The organism is Deltaproteobacteria bacterium (assembly GCA_005879535.1).
Lineage (GTDB): Bacteria > Myxococcota > Myxococcia > Myxococcales > 40CM-4-68-19 > 40CM-4-68-19.
Genome location: VBKI01000005.1, coordinates 1 through 23576, shown reverse-complemented (window position 1 = coordinate 23576; position 23576 = coordinate 1). Strand labels below are relative to the sequence as shown.

Sequence of the window (23576 nt, the reverse complement as noted above, 5' to 3'; positions counted from 1 at the left end):
ATGCTGGATCTCGATGCCTTGCCGGACTGGCTGCGGCGACAACGCTGGTTCGGCGGCAAGGGCACGCCGATCGCCGCGGTGCGCGTCGTCGACGAGGCCGGCCTCGACGGCCTGCACGTCGTGACCATCGAGGTGCGCTATGACGGCGAGCGTCCCGCGGAACGGTACCTGCTGCCCCTGAAACCGGACGATGCTCCGCTCGAGGAGGCGCTCGATGAGCAGGCCTGCCTCGCCATTCTCGCGATCCTCCGCGGACGCCGTGCGATTCGGACGCGCGGTGGCGCGCTCCGTGGGGAGCGGTTCGACGGACCAGACTCGCCCCTGTCTTCGTTGCCCGAGCGGCCCACTGTGCGCAGGCTCTCGGCGGAGCAGAGCAACACTTCGCTCGTATTCGGCGATGCCGTCATCCTCAAGTTGATCCGCAAGCTCGATCAAGGAAAGAGCCCGGAGCTGGAGATCGGTGCGCTGCTGGCGCGGCGGGGCTTTCGCTCCACGCCGGCGCTGCTGGGCGCGCTCTCGCTCGAAGGCATCGTGGAGGCCACGGTGGCTGTCGCGCACCGCTTCGTCCGCGTCGAGACCGATGGCTGGTCGTACGTCGTCGATGCGTTCACGAAGGAGGCCGTCCCGCCGGTGGCGTTGCTCGGGGAGATCCGCGAGCTCGGCGCACGCGTCGGCGAGCTGCACAGCGCGCTCGCGGCGCCGGACGAGGCGGCGTTCGCGCCGGAACCCATTCGTCGCCAGGACCTGGAGCGCTGGACCCTCGGACTCCTGTCGGAGCTCGATCGGACCGTGCGGGTCGCCGGATCGATCGTGCCGGATCTGCAGTCTCGAAAGGATGCGCTGCGGGCGCGGATCGAGCGGCTCGCCACCGCGCACCCCGCCGGACTGCGGCTGCGGCAGCACGGCGATCTCCACCTCGGGCAAGTGCTGCGCTCCGGCGGGCAATGGCTGATCTTCGATTTCGAGGGCGAGCCGGCGCGGACGCTGCCGGAACGGCGCGAGAAGCACTGCCCGTACAAGGACGTCGCCGGGATGCTCCGCTCTTTCGCCTATGCGGCGGCGGCGGCGGAAAAGCGCGGAGCGTCTCCTGGCGATCGCCGGGGACCTGCGCGCGAGGCATTCCTTGCGGGGTACCGGTCGCGGGCGCAACATCTGCTCCCGGATGACGAGAGGACGGCGAAGGTCCTCCTCGCCTCGCTCGAGCTGGAGAAGCTGCTCTACGAGTTGCGGTATGAGGTCGGCCACCGGCCCGATTGGGTCGGGATTCCTGCGCGCGACCTGCAGCAGGAGGAAGCGTGAGACGACCGACGGACCTGGCGAAAGTGGACCTGGAAATCGAGCGCCTGGTGGAGCTGCGGCATCCGGATCCGCATGCGGTGCTCGGGATCCATCCCGACGGCGACGGGGTCGTCATCCGGGCGTTTCGTCCGGACGCGGAGCGCGTCACCATCCTGCCCGACTTCGGTGGCGAAGTGCCGGCGCGCCATCGGAAAGGCGGCGTGTTCGAAGCCCGCCTGAACGGCCGCAAGGACGTCTTCGGCTACCTGTTGAAGATCGAGTATCGCGGCGGCGCGAGCTTCACCCTGCGCGATCCATACAGCTTCCTCCCCACTTTCGGCGAGCTCGATTCTTACCTGGTCGCGGAAGGCCGCCACGAGCGCATCTGGGAGCGCCTGGGGGCGCATCCCCGCCATTCCCAGGGAGTGTTCGGGACGTCGTTCGCGGTCTGGGCACCGACGGCGCGCTCGGTATCTGTGGTCGGCGACTTCAACTCCTGGGACGGGCGGCTCCACCAGATGCGCCGCATCGGCTCGACGGGGGTCTGGGAGCTGTTCGTTCCGGACGTCGGAGGGGGTGCGCGCTACAAGTACGAGATCCGCCCCGGCGACGGCCGGGCGCACTTGCTGAAAGCCGATCCGTACGCCTTCCGCACCGAAGTGCCGCCGGCGACGGCTTCCGTCATCCACCAGCTCGACCGTTATCTGTGGGGCGACGAGCAGTGGATGGAGCGCCGGGGGACGCAGGATCCAATCCGCCGGCCGATGACCGTGTACGAGGTGCACCTCAGCTCGTGGCGCCGCGTGATCGAGGAAGGCAACCGTCCGTTCACCTGGAAGGAGGCGGCACGTCATCTCGCCGATTACGTCGGCGAGATGGGATTCACACATGTCGAGTTGCTTCCCGTCGCCGAGCACCCGTTCGGAGGATCGTGGGGATACCAGGTCACCGGATACTTCGCCCCCACCGCACGGCATGGTCATCCCGACGAGTTCAAGGCGTTCGTCGACGAGCTGCACCAGCGTGGCATCGGAGTGATCCTCGACTGGGTGCCCGCGCATTTCCCGACCGACGCGCACGCACTCGCGCGGTTCGACGGCACCGCGCTCTACGAGCATGAGGATCCGCGGCTAGGCGCTCATCCCGACTGGGGGACGCTGGTCTTCAACTACGGCCGCAATGAAGTGCGGAACTTCCTCCTCGCCAGCGCGCTGTTCTGGCTGGACCAGTACCACGTCGACGGCCTGCGCGTGGACGCGGTGGCGAGCATGCTCTACCGCGACTACTCGCGCCGGGAAGGGGAGTGGATTCCGAACCGTTCGGGCGGCCGCGAGAACGAGGAGGCGATCGCATTTCTCAAGGAAGTGAACGAGCGCGTCCGCGACCTGCATCCCGGAGCGGTGATGATCGCCGAGGAGTCCACTGCTTTTCCCAAGGTGACCCACCGGGCACAGGAGGGTGGGCTCTCGTTCCATTACAAATGGAGCCTCGGCTGGATGCACGACACCCTCCACTATTTCGCCACGGATCCGGTGCATCGGAAGTGGCACCACAACAACCTGACCTTCGGGCTCATGTACATCTTCAGCGAGAACTTCTTCCTTCCGCTGTCGCACGACGAAGTCGTGCACGGGAAGGGGTCGCTCCTGGGGAGGATGTCCGGCGACGAATGGCAGAAGTTCGCCAACCTGCGCGCGCTCTACGGGTGGATGTGGGCGCACCCGGGCAAGAAGCTGCTCTTCATGGGCGGCGAGTTCGCGCAGCGCGCGGAGTGGAACCACGACGCCAGCCTCGACTGGCACCTGCTCGAGTCGGGAATGCACGCGGGAGTGTCGGCGCTGATCCGCGATCTCAACCGGGCGCTGGGCGACGAGCCGGCGCTGTACGAGCTCGACGGTGACGGCCGCGGGTTTCAGTGGCTGCAGGCCAACGCGGTGGACGCCAACGTGTTCGCGTTCGTGCGCTGGTCGGAAGACCGCTCCCGGCACATGGTCTGCGTCGCCAACCTGTCCCCGGTGCCGCGGCACGAGTATCGTCTGGCGATGCCGCAGACCGGCGGTTACCGCGAGCTCGTCAACTCCGACGCGCCCGCCTATGGAGGCTCCGGCGTGGGCAATCCCGAGCGCATTGCAGTCGAGGAAGTGCCTTGGGACGCCCAGCCGCAGTCGGCGCTCCTCACGTTGCCCCCGCTCGGCACCGTGTGGCTCGTCCCCGTCGCGGAGAAGGGCTGAACGCGCTGCGCGAGCTCGTGCGCGAGGCGCTGCGGGCGCTCGGGGTCCGCCGGCTGCTGCTTTCGGTTCACGACCTCGCGTTCCCAGGCGATCCGCGCGACGACATCGGCCGTGGGGCGCCGCTCTCGCGCGGGGGCCGCGCTTTTCTCCGTTTCGCCGCCGAGCTCGGATTCCACGGCCTCCAGCTCGGGCCGCAGGGAGAGACGGCGCCGCACGATCCCTCGCCGTACGACGCGACGCTCTTCAGCCGGAACACGCTCTCCATCGCTGTGACGCCGCTGGTGGAACAGGGGTTGCTCACGGAGGAGGAGCTCGGCGCCGTCGTCGGGCTGCGGCCGGCGGACGCGCTCTCGCGGGCGGCGCACGCGGATGCGCACGAGTCGGCACGGAGGCTGCTCGCGGCGGCATGGCTGCGGGCGCGCGGCGATCGGGCCGTACAGGAGCGTGTGCGTCGATTCACGGAACGCAACCGCGCCTGGCTGGAGCGTGCCGAGCTCTACGCGGTGCTCGAGGCGCTGCACGGCGAACCGGATTGGCGCCGGTGGCCCGAGCCTGATCGATCGCTGTTCTCCCGGGAATTCGCGGGGGCGCACGGCCAGGAGTTGCGGGCGCAGGGGGCGAACGAAATCGCCTTCTACCGCTTCGGCCAGCTGCTTGCTCATGAGCAGCACGAAGCGTTCCGGACCGAAGCTCATCAGCTCGGGCTTCTTCTGTTCGGCGACCTGCAGATCGGGATCTCGCATCGGGATCTTTGGAGCCATCGCGCTCTGCTCCTGGACACGCTGCGCATGGGCGCGCCACCGAGCCGGACCACGCCCGAGGGTCAGCCCTGGGGCTATGGTGTTCTCGATCCTCGGCTGTACGGAACGCGATCAGCCGCGGGCCCCGCGATCGCGTTCGTCGCAGGAAGGGTCGGCAAGGTCCTCGACGAGTTCGACGGCCTGCGTGTCGATCATCCGCACGGATGGATCGATCCCTGGGTGTACGCCGCGGACGCCGCCGATCCTCTGGTGGCGGTGAAGGGCGGGGCGCGCCTTTTTTCCTCGCCGGAGAGGGTGGACCTGGCGCAATGGGCAATCGCGCGGCAGGAGCAGATCGACGCTTCCGAGCTACCGTACGCCGACGGCAGGGTTCGCGTGCTCTCGCCGGCACAAGTCGAGCAGTACGCCATGCTGTTCGACGCGCTGGTCGACATGGCGGCGGCGCGCGGCCGCGGCACCGACGAGATCATCGCGGAGGTGCTGAGCACGCAGCCGTATCCGGTGCGGCGCGTACTGGAGCGGCACGGGCTCGGCCGCTTCCGTGTCACGCAGAAGTCCGTATTGAGCGATCCCCGCGACGTCTACCGCGCGGAAAACGCGCGACCGCAGGACTGGATCATGGTCGGGACGCACGATACCGAGTCCATCTGGCGTGTCGCGGAGCGGTGGGCGGTATCGGGCATGTCGGAACAGCGCGCGGCCTATCTCGCCTCACGCCTGGTGCCCGATGTCGGCACGCGGCCGCGGTGGATCGCGCAGATGGCGGCATCTCCGCAGGCGCTCGCGCGCGCACAGCTCGCCGACCTCTTCGTCGGCCCCGCGCGCAACGTGATGGTCTTCTTCACCGACTTGCTCGGCTTGCGGGAGGTCTACAACCGCCCTGGGACCGTGAGCCCCGAGAACTGGTCGCTGCGGGTGCCGCCCGATTTCGCCGCAGCCTATCGGGGTGCGGCAGCGAAGGGAGCCGCGCTCGACCTGCCCGCCGCGCTGGCGACCGCCATGCGCGCCCGCGGCGCCGCGTTCGCCGCCGAGCATCGGGAGCTGCTCCAGCAACTCCACGCGGCAGGGAGTCGCGCGGTCGAACAGGCCTGACGCGCGCCCGCGGATGCGGTAGATGCTCTGCGAAAGCTCGCGAAGCGGCGCGCTCGCGCAGCGGGGTCACGCATGGACACGATGGACGTCGAGCAGTTGATCGCCTGGGACCCGCTCCTCCACGAAGACGAAAAGATGGTGCGAAGCAGCGTGCGCCGGTTCGTCAAGGACCGGTGCATGCCGCGCATCGTCGAGGATTACGAGGCGGGCCGCTTCGGCACCGAGCTCATCCCGGAGCTGGCGAAGCTCGGACTGCTCGGCGCCAACCTCGAGGGCTATGGGTGCGCGGGCATGGGGAGCACGGCGTACGGGCTCGCTTGCCACGAGCTGGAGGCGTGCGACTCCGGCTTGCGCTCCTTCGTCTCCGTGCAGACCAGCCTCGCGATGTACGCCATCTGGCGCTACGGGTCCGAGGCGCAGAAGGAGAAGTGGCTGCCGGAGATGGCCGCCGGAAAGGTGATCGGCTGCTTCGGCCTCACCGAGCCGGAGCACGGCAGCGATCCCGGCGCGATGGACTCGCGCGCGGTGCGCACGGAGGAGGGCTGGTCCATCTCCGGGCGCAAGCTCTGGATCACCAACGCGCAGATCGCCCATCTGGCCATCGTCTGGGCTCGCGGCCCCGACGGCATTGCCGGCTTCGTCGTCGAGCGCGACCGCGGAGGTTTTGCCTCCGGCGACATTCCCCACAAGCTCAGCATGCGCGCCAGCGTCACCGGCGCGCTCTACCTCGACGAGGTCAAGGTCGGCGAAGGCTCGCGGCTCCCGAAGGCGGAGGGGCTGAAGGCGCCGCTCTCCTGTCTCGACAATGCCCGCTTCGGCGTTGCCTTCGGCGTCCTGGGCGCCGCGCGCGCGTGTCTCGAACAGGCCATCGCCTATACGCGCGAGCGCAGGCAGTTCGGGGTCCCCGTCGCCTCCAAGCAGCTGGTGCAGGCGGAGCTGGCCGACATCGCGTCCGAGGTCGTCAAGGCCTCTCTGCTGTCGCTCCACTACGCCCGGCTCAAGGAGCAGGGAAAGCTCCACCCGGTGCAGACCAGCCTCCTCAAGCGGAACAACTGCCGCATCGCGCTCGACGCCGCCCGGCGCTCCCGCGCGTTGCTCGGAGCGAACGGCGTCGCCGGCGATTTCCACATCATGCGCCACGCGGCCAATCTGGAGTCGACGTTCACGTACGAGGGCACCGATCAGATCCACACGCTCTCGATCGGCCGCGCCCTCACCGGCCTCCCGGCGTTTTGAGGGCAGCCCACGCACCTAATGATGTGCGCTAGGCTGCCGTCGGAGGTGCTCCATGCCGCCGTTCCGTCTCGGGATCTACGTATTCAAGGATGTGGAAATCGTCGATTTCGCCGCTCCGCATGGCGTCTTCTCGGTGGCGCGGCGATTCAATCCGGAGCTGGAAGCATTCCTGATCGCTGACGCAATGCGCCCGGTGCAGGCGCAGGCCGGTTTCACCGTGCATCCGAACTACTGCTTCAGCGACGAGCCAACGATGGATGCTTTCCTCATCCCGGGCGGCTACGGCACGCGCCAGGAGCTGCACAATGGACGCCTCCACGAGTACGTCCGGGCTCTGCCGCAGTCGACGCTGCTGACCAGCGTCTGCACCGGCTCATGGGTCTACGGAAAGATGGGCCTGCTCGACGGGCTGCTGGCGACGAATCGCAAGGAACCGGATCGCGTGGAGCAGACACCTCCAGGGATGACGCCGATCGACCGTCTCGCCCAGATCGCGCCGAAGTGCAGGATTTCCCGCGCGCGGGTCGTCGACCAGGGCCGCATCATCACCGCCGGAGGAATCACGTCCGGCATGGAGATGGGCTTCCACCTGCTGCGGCGCGCCGGGCACGACGAAAAGTTCATCTCGGAGGTCGCGCGGGTCATGGAGTACTCCGCGGCGTACGACGTGTACCGCAACGATCGCGCGTAACGTCTGGATCGCGTGACGGATCGCTCGCGGCGATCTAGCATGCCGCCGGCTCGCAACGAGCCGGGAGACGTTCAACATGGCAGACCAGATCCGTCGTGTGGACTACTTCTACGTCGAGGTACCAGACAAGCCGGGCGAGGGCGTGCGGGTGCTCGCCGCGCTCAAGGAAGCGGGAATCGACCTGCTCAACTTCACCGCGTTTCCTACCGGCAACGGGAAGGCGCAGATCGATCTCGTCACCCAGAACGCCGATGCCCTGACGCGTGCGGCGAAGACCGCTGGGCTGACGCTCTCCGGGCGGAAGCAGGCGTTCTTCGTCCAGGGACCGAACCGGGCGGGAGCGGCCGCCGAAAGCCTGCGCAAGCTCTCCGACGCCGGCGTCAACATCCGCGCAGCGAACGGATCGGCGGGCCAGGGCGGCTTCGGCATGATCGTCTGGGTCGCGCCGTCGGACGTCGCCGCAGCGGCGCGCGCTCTCGGGGTGTAGGAGCGCCATCCGGACGGGCAAGTGAGCTGGCCGCGCTGTAGACTGTCGTCATGGCCGAGGTGGTTCCGTTCCGCGCCGTCCGCTACGACCTCTCGCGCGCAGGTGTCGCCGATTCATTGATCGCGCCGCCCTACGACGTGATCGCCGAATCGGACCGCAGCGAGCTGGAGGCGAAGAGCCCGTTCAACATCGTCCGCGTCGATCTTCCGCAGGGAGATCGCGAAGGGAAGTACCGGAACGCTGCCAGCGAGCTGCGCCGCTGGCTGGAGGATAGGATCCTCCGCCGCGACGACGCTCCCGCCCTCTACCGGTACCACCAGGTTTTCTCCGTCGGCGGCCGGGAGCACACGCGCAAGGGCTTCATCTGTCGCATCCGGCTGCGCCGCTTCGACGAGCGCGTCGTGCTGCCCCACGAGCGGACCCTCTCCGGCCCGCGGCTGGACCGGCTCGAGCTGGCGCGCGCTTGCCGCATGCACCTGTCGCAGGTGTTCGGCCTCTACTCCGACCCTGCCAGGATCGTCGACCGCGAGTTCGACCCGGTCGATTCCGGCGCACCTGAGCTCGAGGCGCATCTGGGTAACACCGTTCACAGGATCTGGCGCCTGACGGATGCCGGTGCGCATCAGCGGATCGCCGCAGCGATGGCCGATCGCAAGGTGTACATCGCCGACGGCCACCATCGTTACGAGACGATGCTGGCGATCCGCGAGGAGCTGCGGCCGCAGGCCCGGTCTCCGCGAGCGTCGATCGAGTACGGGTCGATGTTCCTCACCAGCATGGAGGATCCCGGCGTCGTCATCCTGCCCACGCATCGGGTCGTCCACGGGCTTGCCGATTTCGACCTCGAGCGCGTGCTCGGGCAGTTTCGCTCGCGGTTCGCCGTCGATGAGCTTGCGGCCATGAGCTCCGCGGAGCTGCGCACGAAGCTCGCGTCCCGCGAACGAAGCTTCCTCCTCGCTTCCCGCGGGCGCATCTTCCTCCTCTCCCTCCGCCCCGGAGCGGAAGCGGCCGTGGCTGGGCCCGAGCCGCTCCGCACGCTCGATGTCCCCATCCTCCACGCGCTGGTGCTCGAGCAGACGCTCGGCATCGATCGCGCCGCGCAGGAGAAGCAAACGAATCTTCGCTACCTGAAGGACTTCGACGCCGCCCTCGAAGAGTCCCGGCGGCCCGACGTGCAGGCGGCGTTCCTGCTCAATCCGACGCGGATCTCCCAACTGAAAGCGGTCGCGGACGCGGGCGAGGTGATGCCGCAGAAGTCGACCTTCTTCTTCCCCAAGCTGGCGTCCGGTCTCGTTCTCGATCCCATCGATCCTCTCGAAGAGGCCTGATCGTCAGCCCAGGGCGTACCGCGGCAGCTGCATCGCAACGCTCTGTACGCCTTCGGCGAAGGTGGGGTGGGCCATCTCCACGTCCACCACCGCGCGAGCGGTAGCTCCCGCCTGCATGAGCGCGGCGAACACGTGGATCAGCTCGCCGGCCTCCGCGCCGACGATGTTCGCGCCGACGATCCGCTCCGTCTGCGGGTCGACGAGAAGCTTGAGAAGACCGGCGGTCTCGTCGATCTCGATGGCACGCGCCACCTGCCCGAACGGCATCTTCGCCACGTCGAATCGAACGCCGCGTGCGCGGGCCTCGCGCTCGTTGAGACCGACTCCGGCGACCTGGGGGTCGGTGAAGACGACATACGGGATGACGCGCCCCGACCGGCTGCGCGCCGATCGACCGGTGAGCACGTCGAAGAGGATGCGGTGGTCGTCCCATGCGGTGTGCGTGAATTGCGGACCGCCCGTGACGTCCCCCACGGCATAGATGCCCTCCGCGCTGGTCCTGTAACGGTCGTCGACCTTGATGAAGCCGCGCCCATCGAGACCAATCCCGGCGCGCTCGCACCCGAGATCGTCGGTGTTGGGCCGGCGACCCACCGCCACCAGGACGTGCGAGCCGTCGATCCGGCGGCCGTCCTGCAGTGTGATCGCGACGCCGGAAGCGCCCGCCGCGGCGCGGCGCACGCCAGCGCCGACAACGACGTCGATTCCTTCGGCGCTGAAGACCCCTTCCAGCGCCTCCGAGACGTCGGGGTCCTCGCGGTCGAGCAGATGCGACCCTCGCTGCACCACCGTCACCGCCGCTCCGAAACGCCGGAACATCTGCGCGAACTCGCATCCGATGTATCCGCCGCCGATGACGACGAGGTGCTCGGGCAGCGCCTCCAGCTCCATCACGCGCCGGTTGTCGAGCCAGGGGAGGGCGGCAAGCCCCTCGATTTCCGGCGTTGCCGGCCGGACGCCGACGTCGATGACGAAGATCTCCGCCCGGTGGCGCTCTCCCGCCGCCTCGATCTCGCGCTCCCCGGTGAATCGGGCATGTCCGTGCACGACCCTGAGGTGATCGCGAGCGCCTTCGAGCCGGGATTGAATCCCTTCGCGCCACTGCCGCACGACGGCATCCTTCCGCGCGACGATCGCCTTGAAGTCCACGCGCGGCACTCCGCACTCGACGCCCAGGCGCCCCGAGGTGCGCGCCACGTGCGCGGCGCGCGCGCTCGCCACCATGGTCTTCGTGGGCGTGCAGCCGTAGTTCACGCAGGTACCGCCGAGGCGCGATCGCTCGACCAGCAGCGTCCGCCGTCCGGATTTGGCGAGCCTTACCGCGAGCGGTACGGCCGCTTGCCCCGCGCCGATGACGATCGCGTCCGCATCCATGGAAGCCTCCTCACGCTGCGTCGATATCGCCGATCAAGTCCGGAAACGCACCCTGACGTTACGCCCGCGTAACGTTTCCTGACCTTCCGCGACCTCAAGAGCACGAACTGCCTTCCCTTCCAATCCCAGGAGGATCGTCATGAGCACCAGTGTCGAGCTTCGAGCCGCTTTTTCGCCCACCACCGCCGACCGCGGCGCCACCCTCGAATCCATCGGGATCAGCGTGTTGCGCTACGCGCTCGTCCTCATCTTCGTTCTCTTCGGCGCCCTCAAATTCACCGCCGCCGAGGCCGCCGCAATCAAGCCGCTCGTCGCCAACAGCCCGCTCATGAGCTGGCTCTACGCGTTCTTCACCGACGAAGGCGTCTCCCGGATCATCGGAACTTCCGAGCTGGTCACGGCCGCGCTCCTCGCCGTCCGCCCGATCTCCGCCCGTGCGTCGGTCATCGGCGGCGCGCTCGCGGTCGCCACCTTCGTCAGCACGGTCTCGTTCCTCTTCTCGACACCCGGCGCCCTTTCGCCCATGCACCCGGCGCACGGCTTCCTGCTCAAGGACGTCGTTCTCCTGGGTGCTGCCATCGCGCTCGCCGCCGAATCGCTCCGCGCCGTCAGGCGGGAAGCCGCGCGGTAACGGCGCCGAGTGGCAGCCGGGCAAGCGCCGGCCCCCTGACATAGAGGCACCGAGGACCTACCTTCCCGTCGCGGCGGCGAATGCGGGTCCAGGCAGAGATCGAGTCACTTTCCGTCCTCGATGCAGAGGGCCGGCGCATCCATTCCCGCGACCCCGTCAACGCGGAGGCACCCGATGCCGCGTTCGGACGGCTGATCACGCCGGCGGAAGAACGCTTCCTCCGCTGCCATTTCGCCATTCCGCGGCTCGGCGACTCGCACGCCGTCGAAATCGCGGGTGCGGTGATCACGCCGCGGATGGTGCCCGTGCGCCAGCTTCGGCGGATGCCTGCAGTGACGAAAACCGTCGTCACCGAATGCGCCGGAAACGGGCGCGCGATGATCGATCCGCCCGTGTCCGGCGAGCAGTGGGCGCATCGGGCCGTCAGCACGGCCCAGTGGACCGGCGTCCCGCTGCGCTCCGTTCTCGAGCTGCGGGAGAGCGCCGTGGAAGTGGTGTTCACCGGCGCCGATGGAGGTGGGTACCAGCGTTCCCTGCCCCGGGAAGTGGCGACGGACCCGGACACGCTCCTCGCCTGGGAAATGAACGCCGAGCCGATCCCCGCCCGGTTCGGCGCTCCGCTGCGGCTGATCGTTCCCGGCTGGTACGGCATGGCCAGCGTGAAGTGGCTTGCGCGCATCGAGGCCGTAGAACGCCCGTTCGAAGGCGAGTTCCAGACGGAAAAATACGTCTATGCGCCGGGCGACCCGGTGACCCGGGTGCGGGTGAAGTCGATGTTCACCGGCCTGGAAGAACGGGTCCGCGCCGGAGCTCGCATCCTCCTTTCGGGTCTCGCGTGGAGCGGCGACGGGATCGATGGTGTCGACGTCGAAATCGATGGCCAGCGCCACCCGGCCCGTCTCGTGGGCCCCGCGCTGCCGCACTCCTGGCGCCGCTTCGAGCTTCGCTGGACGCCGAAAGTGCGGGGCCGGTACCTCCTCGCTTGCCGCGCGACTGATCTCCAGGGGAGGACCCAGCCCGACGAGCCCGAATGGAACGAGCTCGGCTACGGCAACAACGCCGTCCAGCGGGTACTGATCACCGCGATCTAGGCGCCGCTCAACGGGCGACGCGGAACCCGAGATTGGAAAATCGGGCGTCCGGCGGCCAGGCGTTGCGCGCGGCGCAACGGAGCTGGGGAGGGTGCGCGTTCCAGGAGCCGCCGCGAGCGCTGCGCAAGCCCTTTGCATACTCGTCCGCGCACCATTCCCAGACGTTGCCCGCGCAATCGTAGAGCCCGTGCGGGCTGCGGTTCGAAGGAAGCGAGCGGACGGGCAGGGTATGGCGGAGGCCGCCGCGGTGCGCGGCGTTGGCCGGAATCCAGTCGTCGCCCCAGGGGAAGCGCCTGCCGTCGTCGCCACGGGCCGCGCGCTCCCATTCCGCTTCCGCAGGAAGGCGCTACCAACTCACGCCGACCACCGGCTGGTCTGGCGCGAGGTAGTCGCGCCACGCATCGTCGTTCCAGAAGCGCGGAGCGGCGATTCCGTCTTGCTCGCGCCAGCGCCAGCCGGCCTCGTTCCAGAGCGAGGGATCCCGGTAGGCGCCGCCGTCGACGAACGCGGCGAACTCGGCGTTGGTGACCGGCGCCTCTCCGATGGCGTATGCCGCCGTGGTCACGCGCCGCCGCGGATGTTCGTTCTGCTGGCCTTCGGGCGGATCGGTCCCCATCCAGAACTCACCCGCCGGCACGTGGCACATCCGCATCCGTCCCATGGAAACACAAAAGGCGCCCGGCCGGAGCCGGACGCCTCCCGTGTGTCGTCGGGGGCTGCAGCGACAACTACCATTCACCCGGGAAGGTGATCGCGCTGAAATCCGTGGGGAAGTCGTAGTCGGTGTTGTTGCCGGTGGCGCTGGGCACGGCACCGAGCAACGGATCGCAAGGATCGGTACCCACCTGCGACATCTGCGAGCTCAGCGTCGCGCCGGTACTGTCCTCGAGCTTCATCATCCAGAAGCCCTCTGCAGGCATGGCTGTCGTCTGGCCCTTGGCGCAGGTCACGCCCATCCAGGTATCGCCGGTCGGGAGCTGGCCGCCCCTCGCCATCGAGTCGCTGCGTCCGTGCACCTGGCCGTCGTCCGCCTTGTACCAGCGCGAGATGGTGGTGACGTCGGACTGCACGCCCGTCGGGTTCGGCAGGCAGAATAGCGTCACGGTGTCCTGGAAGCGGAACTTGCCGCCCACGCCGGGCTCGCGCTCCCACGAGTAGCTGCCGCTCCGCGGTCCGTGGGGATCTCCTTCCTCCGGCACGAAGTTGGTCAGGACGACGCTGGCGACCCTCTTCACGCCCTTCGCCGGGTCGCGCACGTTGTCGAACGTGTCGGTGATCTGCCCGCGGGCGCGCTCGGACGTCTTGACCGAGGCGAGGGCGGTGAAGTCGAACGTCACGACGCCCTTGTTCTCGACGGCCTCGGTCGTTCCTGCATCGCTTGCCTCGACGGAGGGGCCGGAATGCGTGATCGACCCCCACATCACCTTGACGAACGAGAGCGACCCGCTGGCGGGCACGCTCGCGACGTCGAGCTCGAAGTCATAGGTGACGGAGCCGTCGAGGTTCGCGGTGCGGGTCATGGTGAACTTCCGGTCCAGGCCGGCCCGGATGTTCTCCCAGGTCCTGGTTTCCCCGTCGCTGAGCGGATTGTTCTCGATCAGCTCCTCGACATGGTGCAGGTGCTTGTCGAAATGCCGGTTGAGCCTGCCGATGATCTCGTGTGTGCGAACGAACAGGTGCGGATGGCACTCCGGCCTCGCCGCTTGCTGTGCGCTCGAAGACGGATCGTCGGCGGCGGTGCCGCCGACCGGGTCGCCGTCGTATTCGGAAATGGCGATCTTGTCCGAGGTCGGCGCCGCGGCGCGGAAATCGTCGGTGGTGCCCGTCTTGCCGCAGGCGGCGAGCGCCGCGGCAGCAAGAAGGGAAGAAAAGACCGGGGTGACCTTCATCAGGGTTGCCTCCAGGCAGCGTCCGGCAGCACGACACCCAGGCGTGGAAGCGGGTTAAAGGTTCGCGATGCTCGAGGGCGTCATCTACGACCTGGACGGGACGTTGGTCGATTCGCGCGACGACCTCGCCGACAGTGTGAACGCGATGCTGGCGCGCTTGGGCCTTCCCGCGCGGAACCCGCCCGTGTCATCCACGGCTTCATCGGGGAGGTCTACGACGGCATCGCGGAATTGCTCCGGAGGCCTCCCCATGCCCGCGGCGTGCTGACGAACAAGCCGGGCGCCTTTGCGCGCGAGCTGCGATGCGCCGTTTCAATTGGGCGAACTGCTCGCGCGGCTCGCCTCTTGACTCTTTGCCAGCGCCGCGCGAGACCACGTTGCCCGCAGGCATCCAGAGCGAAGGAGCGACCGTGCCCGAGAAGACCGTCAGCATGAATGCAGGCAAGGAAGAGCTGCTGGACCTTCAGGTCATAGAGGGAACCGAGGGCGAGCGGGCAGTCGACATCTCCGACCTGCGCGGGAAGACGGGACTGGTGACGCTCGATCCGGCGTTCATGAACACCGCTTCGACGGAGAGCGCCATCACCTTCCTCGACGGCGAGCGGGGCATCCTGCGCTACCGCGGCGTTCCCATCGAGGAGCTGGGGGAGAGGAGCACCTTCACCGAGACGGCGTATCTGTTGATCTACGGCCACCTGCCTACGCGGGACGAGATGACCCGCTGGGAGCGGCTGCTCACCCGCCACTCGATGATCCATGAGGACATGCGCCGGTTCTTCGACGGATACCCGATGACCGCGCACCCGATGGCGATCCTCTCCGCGATGGTGTCGTCGCTCAGCTCGTTCTATCCCTACGCGCTGAACGCAAAGGCCGACGAATACCGCGATATCACCATCGCGCGCCTGATCGCCAAGCTGCCCACCATCGCGGCTTTCTCGTACAAGAAGAACATCGGGCATCCGTTCATGTACCCGCGCAACGACCTCGACTATTGCGCGAACTTCCTCCGGATGATGTTCGCGGTCCCGGCGGAGGAATACCGCCCCGACCCGGTCGCGGTGCGGGCGCTCAATCTATTGCTGATCCTCCACGCCGATCACGAGCAGAACTGCTCGACCAGCACCGTCCGCATGGTCGGCTCCGCCCAGACGAACCTCTTCGCCAGCATCTCCGCGGGCATCTGCGCGCTGTGGGGTCCTCTGCACGGCGGCGCGAACCAGGAAGTGATGGACATGCTGGAGGACATCCGGAAGAAGGGGCTGAGCGCGCAGGAGTTCATCGGCCAGGTCAAGGACAAGAAGAGCGGCATCCGGCTGATGGGATTCGGCCACCGCGTCTACAAGAACTTCGACCCCCGGGCGAAGATCATCAAGAAGGCGTGCGACGACGTCCTCGAGAAGCTGGGCGTCAAGGACCCGATGCTCGACCTCGCGAAGCAGCTGGAGGAGACCGCGCTGCGCGACCCGTACTTCGTCGAGCGCAAGCTGTACCCGAACGTCGACTTCTACTCGGGCATCATCTACAAGGCGCTGGGGATCCCCACCCAGATGTTCACCGTGATGTTCGCGCTGGGCCGGCTGCCGGGGTGGATCGCGCACTGGAAGGAGATGATCGAGGATCCTTCCACGAAGATCGGCCGTCCGCGGCAGATCTATACGGGTCCGCGGGAGACCCACTACGTCTCGCTGGAGAAGCGGGGTTAACGCGCGGGCTTCAGCAAAGACACCACGCCGGTGGTGATCGCCGGCACGTACGTGATCAGCAGCACTCCGACGGCCATGATCACCAGGAAGGGCAGCGCCTTCCGGTAGAGCAGCGGCAGCGGCTTCTGGAAACGCGACGCGCTGAGGAAGAGGTTGAGCCCCATCGGCGGAAAGAGGAATCCCAGCTCCAGGTTGGCGAGGAAGACCACTCCCAGGTGCACGGGCTCGACGCCGAACGCGGCCCCGAGCGGCGCGACCAGTGGCGCGAGCACGACGATGGCCGAGTAGATCTCGAGCACGCTCCCGAGCACCAGCAAGAGCACGTTGAGCGCGAGCAGGAACTCCCACTGCGAATGGATGTGCGCCTGCACCCAGGTGAGCAAGCGGGTAGGAATTTCCGCGTCGACCAGATAACTGGTCATGCCCAGGGCGACGCCGAGCAGGATGACGACGCTGCCTACCAGCGTGGAAGCGTGGACGAGCACGCGCGGGAGGTCGCGCGTCGGGTGCACATCCCGGTGAAGGACGATCTCGGCGACGATGGCGTAGGCCGCTCCCAGCGCTGCCGACTCGACGATGGTGGCGAAACCGCTCGCCACCGCGACGATGATCAAGAGCGGCAGGCCCAGGTCCCACTTCGCGACCCAGAGCGCGCGCAACGCCTCCCGCGCCTCGAAGCGCTGTCGCGGCGTCTTGTTCCGGATTCCCATCCACACCCCGTACGCGGCCACCAGGACGACCATCAGCAGGCCGGGAACCAGGCCGCCGATGTACAGATGATCGATGGCTACTCCGGCGACGACGCCGTAGAGAATCACCGGCAGGGACGGGGGGAAGAGGAGCCCGAGGCTCCCCGCGGCAGTGACGAGGCCGAGCGAAAAGCCTTCGGGATATTTCTCGCTGATCAGGGCGGGCAGGATGATCCCGCCGAGCGCGAGGATGGTGACGCCGCTCGCGCCGGTGAAAGTGGTGAAGAGGGCGCAGACGAACGCCGCCATCACCGCGAGGCCCCCGGGCATCCAGCCGAACCAGCCCTGTGCCGCGCGCACCAGCCGCCTGGACGCGCCCCCTTCGGCGAGCACGTACCCGGCCACGGTGAGCAGCGGGATGGCGGGGAGCGTCGGAGAGACCACGAGCCGGAAGGTCTCCGCCGGGACGGAAGCGACCGGCGTCGCCGCCAGGTAGAAGAGCAGCAGCGCGAAGCCCGCCATCACCACGAACACGGGAGCCCCGAGCAGGAACGAGGCGAACAGGAGAAGGCCCGCGGGCGCGCCGAAGCGCGCGGTGTGACCGTGCAGCAGCGTCGGCCCATCGGGCATGGTGAGAAAGCCGGCGCCCTTGACCGCGAGGGCGCGCGAGACGACGAACGGCAGCACCGCTGCGATGATGACGAAGCAGAAGATCCTCGACCGCCGGGTCGGTGCCTTCATCGCTCCGCGCACCGACATCACCGCGAAGCCGATCGGCATCACCACTTCGAACCACCATTCGGGAACGCCGCCGGCCAGCGTGTCGACCCGGCCCTTGTCGAGCAGCACCATGTCGAATGACGCGTAAGCGAGGACGGCGCAGATCAGTGTCGTGACGGCGCTGCCAAACGACCGCGCCAGCTCGCGCGGCCAACCCTCGCGGAGGAAGTCGACGGTGGAAAGCGCGAGATGGTGTCCGCTGGAAGTGGCGAGCATCGCGCCGAGGAAGCCGACCCAGAGCGTGAGGTGCTGGGTGTAGACGGCCGCACCGGGAACGCCGGAGCCGGTGAGCCGGCGGACTGCCGCCTCGAGAGTGGGAAGAAGCACCATCGTGAGCACGATGGCGACGAGCGCCCAGCGCTCGAACGAGGTGCCTGCTGGTCTTTCCCCGGGTGCTTCGGGCGCTCCGGCAACGTGGGCGGCTGCGGGCGGCGCGTCCAATCCGACTCCCTCTCGCTGCAAAGGTTGACTTCCAGGGCAGCGTCAATATCACTCTCGCCCATCTTGCGCGCGATCAAGTTCGCTCCGCTCCTCCTCCTGCTTGCCTGCTCTCCGAAGCGCTTCGCGCTGAACCACGTCGCCGACGCGATCGCGGATACCGGAGAGGGCAGCGCGTTCGCGCGCGAGGACGATCCGGAGCTGGTGCGGGACGCGGTGCCCTTCGCGCTCAAGACGATGGAGACCCTCTCCGACGAGCTCGACGATCACGTCGCCTTGCGGCTCGGCCTGGCGCGGGGCTTCACCCAGTACGCGTACGCTTTCCTGCAGCAGCCGGCGGAGCTCGGCGCGCCACGCGACCAGGCGCAAGCCGCCATGCTCCGCGCGCGCCGCATGTACCTGCGGGCGCGGGACTACGGAGCCGAGGGGCTGAAGCTCGCCCGCGGCGTCGGTCTTCAGGAGTTGCGCACGCCTGCGGGCCTCTCCAGGCTGCAGAAGGATGACGTCCCGCTGCTCTATTGGACGCTCGCGTCCTGGGCAGCGGCCATCGCCGCGAACAAGCGGGACCTCGAGCTGGTCGGCGACGTTCCGTTGATTGCTTCGCTGCTCGATCGTGCGCTGCAGCTCGACGAGGCTTACGATCACGGGGCCTTGCACGAGTTCGCCATCACCTTCGATCCGGCGCGGCCGGAAGGGACCACTCCGCAAAGGCAGAGGCAGCATTTCGACCGCGTGCGGGAGCTGTCCCGGGGAGAGAAAATCTCGCCGCTCGTCACCTATGCAGAGGCGGTGTCCGGCCCGGCGCAGAACAAGCGCGAGTACGAGGGCCTGCTCAAGGAGGCCGCTTCGTTCGACGTCGATCAGCCGAAGGCGCGCAACAACCGTCTCGTCAACGTGCTCGCCCAGCGCCGCGCCCGGTACCTGCTCGCGCACGAGGACGACGTCTTTCCCGACTGAGGACTCTTCGCATGAATCGACTCGCGCTCGCGCTCACCCTCGCCGCCACCGCCGCCTCCGCGCAGGCGCCCGTGCGCATCAAGCTCGGAACCCTGGCGCCGCAGGGATCGACCTGGCACCAGCTGCTGATGTCGATGGCGCAGGACGTCTCCAAGACGACGAACGGCAAGGTAGAGCTGAAGATCTACGCCGGCGGCACGCAGGGCAACGAAGGCGAGATGATCCGGAAGATGTCGATCGGGCAGCTCCACGCCGCGTCGATCACCGCCATCGGGCTGCACGAGATCACGCCCGAGCCGCAGGCGGAGGACGTGCCGTTCATGATCGACTCCTACGAGGAGTACGACTACGTCCATGAGAAGATCCGCGGCAAGCTGGAGGACGCGATCGCCCGGCGCAACTACCAGGTGCTGCATTGGGGCGAGGTCGGGTTCGTCTATCTCTTCTCCACCCAGCCGTACCGGACGCCGGTGGACTTCGGGAAAGGGAAGGTCTTCACCTGGAACGGCGATCCCGGCGCGGAGGCGGCCTGGAAGGCGGCAGGGTTCCATCCGGTCGTCCTCTCCTCCACCGACCTCGTCCCTTCGCTGACTTCCGGGATGATCAACGTCGTCGCCCAGTCGCCGCTCTACGCGTACACGACCAACCTGTACTCCCGCGCCCGCAATATGTTGAACATGCATTGGGGATTCCTCACCGGCGCCACGGTGGTGCGGAAAGACACCTGGGAGAAGATCCCCGAAGACCTGCGCCAGAAGGTGCTGGAGATCGCCGAGGACTACGGAAAGAAGACGCGCGACGACATCCGCAAGCAGAACGAGGACGCGATCGCGCAGATGAAGAAGCGGGGCCTCAACGTCGTGCAGCCCACGAGCCTCGAGGAGTGGCAGAAGGCGGCGGAGGAAGCGAACGAGGTCGTGCGGGGCAAGGTCGTACCGGCGGGGATCTACGACGAAGTGAAAAAGCTCCGCGACGAGTACCGCGCCCAGCACAGGCGATGAGAAAGGCCGTCACCACCGGGCAGCATGATCTTCGGTGACGCCGGGGAGGCCTTCGATGGCGACCCCGTCAATCTGGCCCGAGAAGGTCCCGAACGGCTGCAGATAGCGGCTGGCGATCAGCTTCAGATCGATCGTCTGCGCGCGGAACCCCTCGGGGTGGAAGGTGAGGTCGACGCGCCCCTCCCCACCTTGAACGCGCCAGGGCGCGAGCGGCGCCTGCGATTCGAACGAGAATGTGATTGGCCCGACCCCACGCGGCTCGCCGTCGATCCACACTGCGTTCTCGCCGTCGCCCTGGAGAAAGCCGTCGCTGAAGTTGAAGGCGACGAGGCGGGGACCTGCGCGTCCGCACCCAAACGCCCATCGCCAGGCGGTCTCGCGCGCGAGCAGGCCATGCGTGTAGTCGAGGCCGGCGAATGCGCCGTGCACAGGGAAATGGACGTTTCCCGCGCGCACCTCGCCTTCCGCCGGAACCAGCACGGTCTTCTGCGTGAGATCGAAGCGTCCGGCAGCGCCGGCGGGAGCGATGGCCGTAATCGGCGGAGGCGCCCGGTCCGTCTCGAGGAGCAGGTCCACGTCCGCATGCGCCCAGGTCGCCTGGATGGACATGCGGCTTCCCGCCCGCTGCATCCGCGCGCGAATGCGAGGGCCGAGCAACCGCGCCGACATCCCGCTCGAAGGTTCTTCAGCCACCTGCGCGCAGATCGGCGGCAGCACCGGATTGTCGTCGACGAGCATTCGCCCCGAACCGCGGTCGAAGACGGCGCAGATGCCGGTCGACAGGTATCCGCAGTCGATGACCGCCAGCGCCAGCATCATCTCCGGCGTGGAGAGAAAGACGTACTGCCATCTCTTCTCGATCAGGCGGCGCTCGAGCAGGCCCGGGACGTGCTTCAGCGTTCCGAAGCGGGCATCCGCCACCGAACCGGCGTAAAGGCCGAACCGGGGCGTTCCATCTTCGGCGGCGAGGCGCTCCGGCGCTGTCGGCAGCGGCGACGCCAGCGTGTGCGCTTCGGACATGGTCGCAGTGTGCGGCCGCCGCGCAGGTCCGGCAAGCGGCCGTTGCGGGCGGATGCGCGCTGAGCCACATTGCGCGCCATGCGGATCCTCGTCTCCAACGACGACGGCGCAGAGGCGCAAGGGCTGCGGGTGCTCGCGGAGGCGCTGCTCGAGCTCGGCGAAGTAGTGGTCTGCGCGCCGGACCGCGAGCAGAGCGCCACCAGCCGCAGCATCTCGCTGCACCGTCCGCTGCGCATCGAGAAGCTCCCGCCCTGGGGTCCGGACGGGGAGATCGAGCGCTGGTCCGTCGACGGCACTCCGACCGACGCCGTCTACATCGGGCTCAACCACGTGGCCAAGGGCCGGGCGCCGGAACTGGTGGCCTCCGGGATCAATCGGGGGCCGAACCTCGCGAACGACGTGCACTACTCGGGCACGGTCGCGGCGGCGATGGAGGGATGCGTCGGCGGAGTACCCAGCTTCGCCATCAGCCTGATCAAGACCCGCGACTACGCGCACGCCGCGAAGTTCGCCGTTGCCCTCGCGCGCGAGATCGGTCGCCACGGCCTTCCCCCGGGGACGCTGCTCAACGTGAACGTCCCGCCGGGAGCGCCGCAAGGCGTGCAGATCACCAGCATCGGCCGCCGGTCCTACGCGGCCGCGGTCGTCGAGAAATTGGACCCTCGCGGGCGCGCGTACTACTGGATTGGCGGAGACGAGCAGGCGCACGAAAACGTCCCGGGCAGCGACTGCAACGCGGTGTTCGATCGGCGGCTCATCTCGGTGACGCCGCTGCACCTCGACCTGACCCGGAAGGAGCTCGTCGAGGAGCTGAAGGATTGGGAGCTGCCCGGGCTCGTGCGCGACTGACGCTCATCCTGTGCGTCTCCGCGTGCGCCTGCGCGCACCGCACGGCGCGGCCCGAGGAAAAGGTCATTCAGCAGGCCGGAGTCGTGCACCACGTGCGCGCCGGCGAGACGCTCTGGCGCATCGCCCGCACCTACGGGGTACCGCTGGAGATCATGCTGCGCGAGAACGCCCTCGAGAATGCCGCCCAGCTCGCCGCAGGGAGCTCGCTCTTCGTACCGGGAGCGGAGCGGGAGCTGCCGATTCCGCCCCCCGATCCGCCGCTGATGACTCGCGCTCCGGTCCGCCGCCGCTCGCCTTCGTCCATTCCTCGCGCGGGAGTGCAGCGGCTCGACCCCGCCGCGCTGGGCGAGCCCCTCGCCTGGCCTGCGCCGGGCGTCCTCATCTCCGGATTCGGGGAGCGGGAGCGCGATCACCACGACGGGATCGATCTTGCGTGTCCCGAGGGGACCCCGGTGCGCGCGGCCGAAGACGGGATCGTGCTCTTCTCGGGCGAGCAGCGCGGGTACGGGAACCTGGTCCTGCTCGCCCACGACCGCGACGTCGTGACGGTGTACGCGCACAACGCGAAGAACCTGGTTTCGCAGGGCGACAAGGTGTCGCGCGGAGAGCAGATCGCGCGGGTAGGAAAGACGGGCAACGCCACCGGACCGCACCTGCATTTCGAGGTCCGCGTCGGTACCCAGCCCCGGGATCCGCTGGGGTTTCTGCGCTGACGCTTTTCGTTGCCGCCGACGCGCCGCGTTGCTACACACCGCACGGGTTTCCGGCTTCGGCCGATCCCGCGGCCGTCGGTCCCAACCCCCCCATGGGACCGGCGGCCGGTTTTTTGCGAGGATGCGGCGAATGGGCTCCCTGGTACAGGTCCGCACGCTGATCCGCGACGTTCCCGACTTCCCGCAGCCTGGCATCCTCTTCAAGGACATCACGCCGATCCTCGGCGAGCCGAAGGCATTCCAATCCGTCCTCGACGACATGGAAGGGCGGCTGCGCGGTCGCGCGTTCGATCGCATCGTCGCCATCGAGTCGCGAGGATTCATCTTCGGCGCCGCCTTGGCGGATCGCCTCAAGATCGGCTTCGCCCCCGTCCGCAAGCTGGGGAAGCTTCCCTACAGGACGGACCGGATCGAATACGCGCTGGAGTACGGCAAGGGAGTTCTCGAGGCGCACGTCGACGCGGTGCGGCCGGGCGAGAAGGTGGCGATCGTCGACGACCTGCTCGCCACCGGCGGCACCGCCTGGGGCGCGGCGCAGCTGGTGCGAAAGCAGCAGGGCGAGGTGGGCGCCTTCCTCTTCGTCGTCGAGTTGACGTTCCTCAAGGGCCGCGAGCGCCTGGTGGGGGCGGGCGGCCCCGTCGAATCGCTGATCGCGTACTGAAGGCCCCTCGGGCGGAAGCGAGATGCGCTAGATTCCCCCGAGTTTCGGACACCGGGCGCCCATAGCTCAGGTGGATAGAGCGGCGGTTTCCTAAACCGCAGGCCACAGGTTCGAGTCCTGTTGGGCGCACCATTCAACGCGTGATAGCTGACGGGCGTGCTGGACGCCAAAGCCGTTCCCGCCGACGTCATGGCCTTGCTCCGCACGCTGCGCGCAGCGGGGAAGCAGGCGTGGCTCGCCGGCGGCGCCGTCCGCGATCTCTTGCTCGGCAAGGTTGCGCAGGACTTCGACGTCGCAACCGATGCGCTTCCCGAGCAGGTGGTGAAGCTCTTTCCGCGCGTGGTCCCCACCGGAATGCAGCACGGCACGGTGACGGTGGTCACCGGCGAGCACAACGTCGAGGTGACCACGTTTCGCGGTGAAGGCCCGTATCTCGATGGACGGCGGCCGAGCGCGGTGACGTTCCTCGGCGACATCGACGGCGATCTGGCGCGGCGCGATTTCACAGTGAACGCGATGGCCTGGGACCCCATCGACGGGGTGCTGCGGGATCCCTTCTCCGGCGCGGAAGACCTGCGGCGCTGCCGCTTGCGTGCCGTCGGCGATCCGGTGGCGCGCTTTCGCGAAGACGGGCTGAGGCCGCTCCGCGCCGTCCGGTTTGCCTGTACGCTGC

The 23576-nt window shown here is 68.1% G+C and carries 21 protein-coding genes, 1 tRNA gene and 2 pseudogenes; 18 read left to right on the top strand and 6 right to left on the bottom strand.

Annotation, left to right across the window (positions count from 1 at the left end):
- From E6J58_00285 to E6J58_00255, 7 genes are all read left to right on the top strand, one after another.
- Positions 1-1299 (top strand): sugar phosphotransferase, encoded by a 1299-nt coding sequence (locus E6J58_00285; GenBank protein TMB44339.1) that lies wholly within the window; start codon positions 1-3, stop codon positions 1297-1299.
- Positions 1296-3509, top strand: a complete 2214-nt coding sequence (gene glgB / locus E6J58_00280) for a 1,4-alpha-glucan branching protein GlgB (protein TMB44338.1) — start codon at positions 1296-1298, stop codon at positions 3507-3509. The genes E6J58_00285 and glgB overlap by 4 nt, the downstream gene beginning before the upstream one ends.
- Positions 3506-5362 (top strand): 4-alpha-glucanotransferase, encoded by a 1857-nt coding sequence (locus tag E6J58_00275; protein TMB44351.1) that lies wholly within the window; start codon positions 3506-3508, stop codon positions 5360-5362. The genes glgB and E6J58_00275 overlap by 4 nt, the downstream gene beginning before the upstream one ends.
- 81 nt (positions 5363-5443) lie before the next feature.
- Entirely contained in the window at positions 5444-6598 is a 1155-nt protein-coding gene (locus E6J58_00270) for an acyl-CoA dehydrogenase (GenBank protein ID TMB44350.1), read from the top strand.
- 52 nt (positions 6599-6650) lie between these two features.
- The gene (locus E6J58_00265) at positions 6651-7289 is read left to right on the top strand and encodes a DJ-1/PfpI family protein (protein TMB44337.1); all 639 of its coding nucleotides are present in this window, start codon (positions 6651-6653) and stop codon (positions 7287-7289) included.
- 76 nt (positions 7290-7365) lie between these two features.
- Entirely contained in the window at positions 7366-7776 is a 411-nt protein-coding gene (locus E6J58_00260) for a hypothetical protein (protein TMB44336.1), read from the top strand.
- A 50-nt stretch (positions 7777-7826) separates the two neighbouring features.
- Positions 7827-9104 (top strand): DUF1015 domain-containing protein, encoded by a 1278-nt coding sequence (locus tag E6J58_00255; protein ID TMB44335.1) that lies wholly within the window; start codon positions 7827-7829, stop codon positions 9102-9104.
- Positions 9105-9107: 3 nt separating this feature from the next.
- Here E6J58_00255 and E6J58_00250 read toward each other — a convergent pair whose 3' ends face one another.
- A complete protein-coding gene (locus E6J58_00250; GenBank protein TMB44334.1) occupies positions 9108-10478 on the bottom strand; it encodes a mercuric reductase in 1371 nt (456 codons plus the stop codon).
- 139 nt (positions 10479-10617) lie between these two features.
- On the opposite strand from E6J58_00250, the gene E6J58_00245 reads away from it, so the two are divergent.
- Both E6J58_00245 and E6J58_00240 read left to right on the top strand, forming a co-directional pair.
- Complete coding sequence (locus E6J58_00245) at positions 10618-11109, top strand: DUF417 family protein (GenBank protein ID TMB44333.1); 492 nt, start codon at positions 10618-10620, stop codon at positions 11107-11109.
- A gap of 80 nt (positions 11110-11189) precedes the next feature.
- Positions 11190-12200 (top strand): sulfite oxidase, encoded by a 1011-nt coding sequence (locus E6J58_00240; GenBank protein ID TMB44332.1) that lies wholly within the window; start codon positions 11190-11192, stop codon positions 12198-12200.
- A 7-nt stretch (positions 12201-12207) separates the two neighbouring features.
- Here the strand turns inward: E6J58_00240 and E6J58_00235 are convergent.
- From E6J58_00235 to E6J58_00225, 3 genes and pseudogenes are all read right to left on the bottom strand, one after another.
- Positions 12208-12543: pseudogene (locus E6J58_00235) on the bottom strand (formylglycine-generating enzyme family protein).
- A gap of 3 nt (positions 12544-12546) precedes the next feature.
- Positions 12547-12861, bottom strand: coding sequence for a hypothetical protein (locus tag E6J58_00230; protein TMB44331.1), 315 nt, complete (start codon positions 12859-12861; stop codon positions 12547-12549).
- A 67-nt stretch (positions 12862-12928) separates the two neighbouring features.
- Positions 12929-14089 (bottom strand): hypothetical protein, encoded by a 1161-nt coding sequence (locus tag E6J58_00225; protein ID TMB44330.1) that lies wholly within the window; start codon positions 14087-14089, stop codon positions 12929-12931.
- A 67-nt stretch (positions 14090-14156) separates the two neighbouring features.
- Here E6J58_00225 and E6J58_00220 point away from each other — a divergent pair.
- Both E6J58_00220 and E6J58_00215 read left to right on the top strand, forming a co-directional pair.
- Positions 14157-14258 (top strand): annotated as a pseudogene (locus E6J58_00220) (HAD family hydrolase).
- Between the two features lie 262 nt (positions 14259-14520).
- The gene (locus E6J58_00215) at positions 14521-15795 is read left to right on the top strand and encodes a citrate synthase (protein ID TMB44349.1); all 1275 of its coding nucleotides are present in this window, start codon (positions 14521-14523) and stop codon (positions 15793-15795) included.
- On the opposite strand, the gene E6J58_00210 is transcribed toward E6J58_00215, so the two are convergent.
- Complete coding sequence (locus E6J58_00210) at positions 15792-17594, bottom strand: TRAP transporter large permease subunit (GenBank protein ID TMB44329.1); 1803 nt, start codon at positions 17592-17594, stop codon at positions 15792-15794. The two genes, E6J58_00215 and E6J58_00210, sit on opposite strands and share 4 nt — an antisense overlap.
- Here E6J58_00210 and E6J58_00205 point away from each other — a divergent pair.
- Both E6J58_00205 and E6J58_00200 read left to right on the top strand, forming a co-directional pair.
- Entirely contained in the window at positions 17511-18659 is a 1149-nt protein-coding gene (locus E6J58_00205) for a hypothetical protein (protein ID TMB44328.1), read from the top strand. The two genes, E6J58_00210 and E6J58_00205, sit on opposite strands and share 84 nt — an antisense overlap.
- Before the next feature lie 11 nt (positions 18660-18670).
- Positions 18671-19660, top strand: a complete 990-nt coding sequence (locus tag E6J58_00200; GenBank protein TMB44327.1) for a C4-dicarboxylate ABC transporter substrate-binding protein — start codon at positions 18671-18673, stop codon at positions 19658-19660.
- A gap of 9 nt (positions 19661-19669) precedes the next feature.
- On the opposite strand, the gene E6J58_00195 is transcribed toward E6J58_00200, so the two are convergent.
- Positions 19670-20680 (bottom strand): DUF2804 domain-containing protein, encoded by a 1011-nt coding sequence (locus E6J58_00195; GenBank protein ID TMB44326.1) that lies wholly within the window; start codon positions 20678-20680, stop codon positions 19670-19672.
- A gap of 78 nt (positions 20681-20758) precedes the next feature.
- Here E6J58_00195 and surE point away from each other — a divergent pair, with 78 nt between their 5' ends.
- From surE to E6J58_00170, 5 genes are all read left to right on the top strand, one after another.
- On the top strand, positions 20759-21529 hold the full coding sequence (gene surE, locus E6J58_00190; GenBank protein ID TMB44325.1) for a 5'/3'-nucleotidase SurE: 771 nt from the start codon (positions 20759-20761) through the stop codon (positions 21527-21529).
- A 152-nt stretch (positions 21530-21681) separates the two neighbouring features.
- Positions 21682-22242 (top strand): M23 family metallopeptidase, encoded by a 561-nt coding sequence (locus tag E6J58_00185; protein TMB44348.1) that lies wholly within the window; start codon positions 21682-21684, stop codon positions 22240-22242.
- Between the two features lie 130 nt (positions 22243-22372).
- Complete coding sequence (locus E6J58_00180) at positions 22373-22903, top strand: adenine phosphoribosyltransferase (GenBank protein TMB44324.1); 531 nt, start codon at positions 22373-22375, stop codon at positions 22901-22903.
- Positions 22904-22958: 55 nt separating this feature from the next.
- A tRNA-Arg gene (locus tag E6J58_00175) sits at positions 22959-23035 on the top strand.
- Between the two features lie 57 nt (positions 23036-23092).
- Positions 23093-23576 (top strand): tRNA cytidylyltransferase (locus E6J58_00170; GenBank protein ID TMB44347.1); only part of this gene is annotated, 484 nt, incomplete at its 3' end.

Coding starts and splice junctions, on each gene's coding strand:
- E6J58_00285 (TMB44339.1), top strand. CDS start 1: ATGCTGGATCTCGATGCCTTGCCGGACTGGCTGCGGCGACAACGCTGG.
- E6J58_00270 (TMB44350.1), top strand. CDS start 5,444: ATGGACGTCGAGCAGTTGATCGCCTGGGACCCGCTCCTCCACGAAGAC.
- E6J58_00265 (TMB44337.1), top strand. CDS start 6,651: ATGCCGCCGTTCCGTCTCGGGATCTACGTATTCAAGGATGTGGAAATC.
- E6J58_00260 (TMB44336.1), top strand. CDS start 7,366: ATGGCAGACCAGATCCGTCGTGTGGACTACTTCTACGTCGAGGTACCA.
- E6J58_00255 (TMB44335.1), top strand. CDS start 7,827: ATGGCCGAGGTGGTTCCGTTCCGCGCCGTCCGCTACGACCTCTCGCGC.
- E6J58_00250 (TMB44334.1), bottom strand. CDS start 10,478: ATGGATGCGGACGCGATCGTCATCGGCGCGGGGCAAGCGGCCGTACCG.
- E6J58_00245 (TMB44333.1), top strand. CDS start 10,618: ATGAGCACCAGTGTCGAGCTTCGAGCCGCTTTTTCGCCCACCACCGCC.
- E6J58_00240 (TMB44332.1), top strand. CDS start 11,190: ATGCGGGTCCAGGCAGAGATCGAGTCACTTTCCGTCCTCGATGCAGAG.
- E6J58_00230 (TMB44331.1), bottom strand. CDS start 12,861: ATGGGACGGATGCGGATGTGCCACGTGCCGGCGGGTGAGTTCTGGATG.
- E6J58_00225 (TMB44330.1), bottom strand. CDS start 14,089: ATGAAGGTCACCCCGGTCTTTTCTTCCCTTCTTGCTGCCGCGGCGCTC.
- E6J58_00215 (TMB44349.1), top strand. CDS start 14,521: ATGAATGCAGGCAAGGAAGAGCTGCTGGACCTTCAGGTCATAGAGGGA.
- E6J58_00210 (TMB44329.1), bottom strand. CDS start 17,594: ATGGTGCTTCTTCCCACTCTCGAGGCGGCAGTCCGCCGGCTCACCGGC.
- E6J58_00200 (TMB44327.1), top strand. CDS start 18,671: ATGAATCGACTCGCGCTCGCGCTCACCCTCGCCGCCACCGCCGCCTCC.
- E6J58_00195 (TMB44326.1), bottom strand. CDS start 20,680: ATGTCCGAAGCGCACACGCTGGCGTCGCCGCTGCCGACAGCGCCGGAG.
- surE (TMB44325.1), top strand. CDS start 20,759: ATGCGGATCCTCGTCTCCAACGACGACGGCGCAGAGGCGCAAGGGCTG.
- E6J58_00185 (TMB44348.1), top strand. CDS start 21,682: ATGCTGCGCGAGAACGCCCTCGAGAATGCCGCCCAGCTCGCCGCAGGG.
- E6J58_00180 (TMB44324.1), top strand. CDS start 22,373: ATGGGCTCCCTGGTACAGGTCCGCACGCTGATCCGCGACGTTCCCGAC.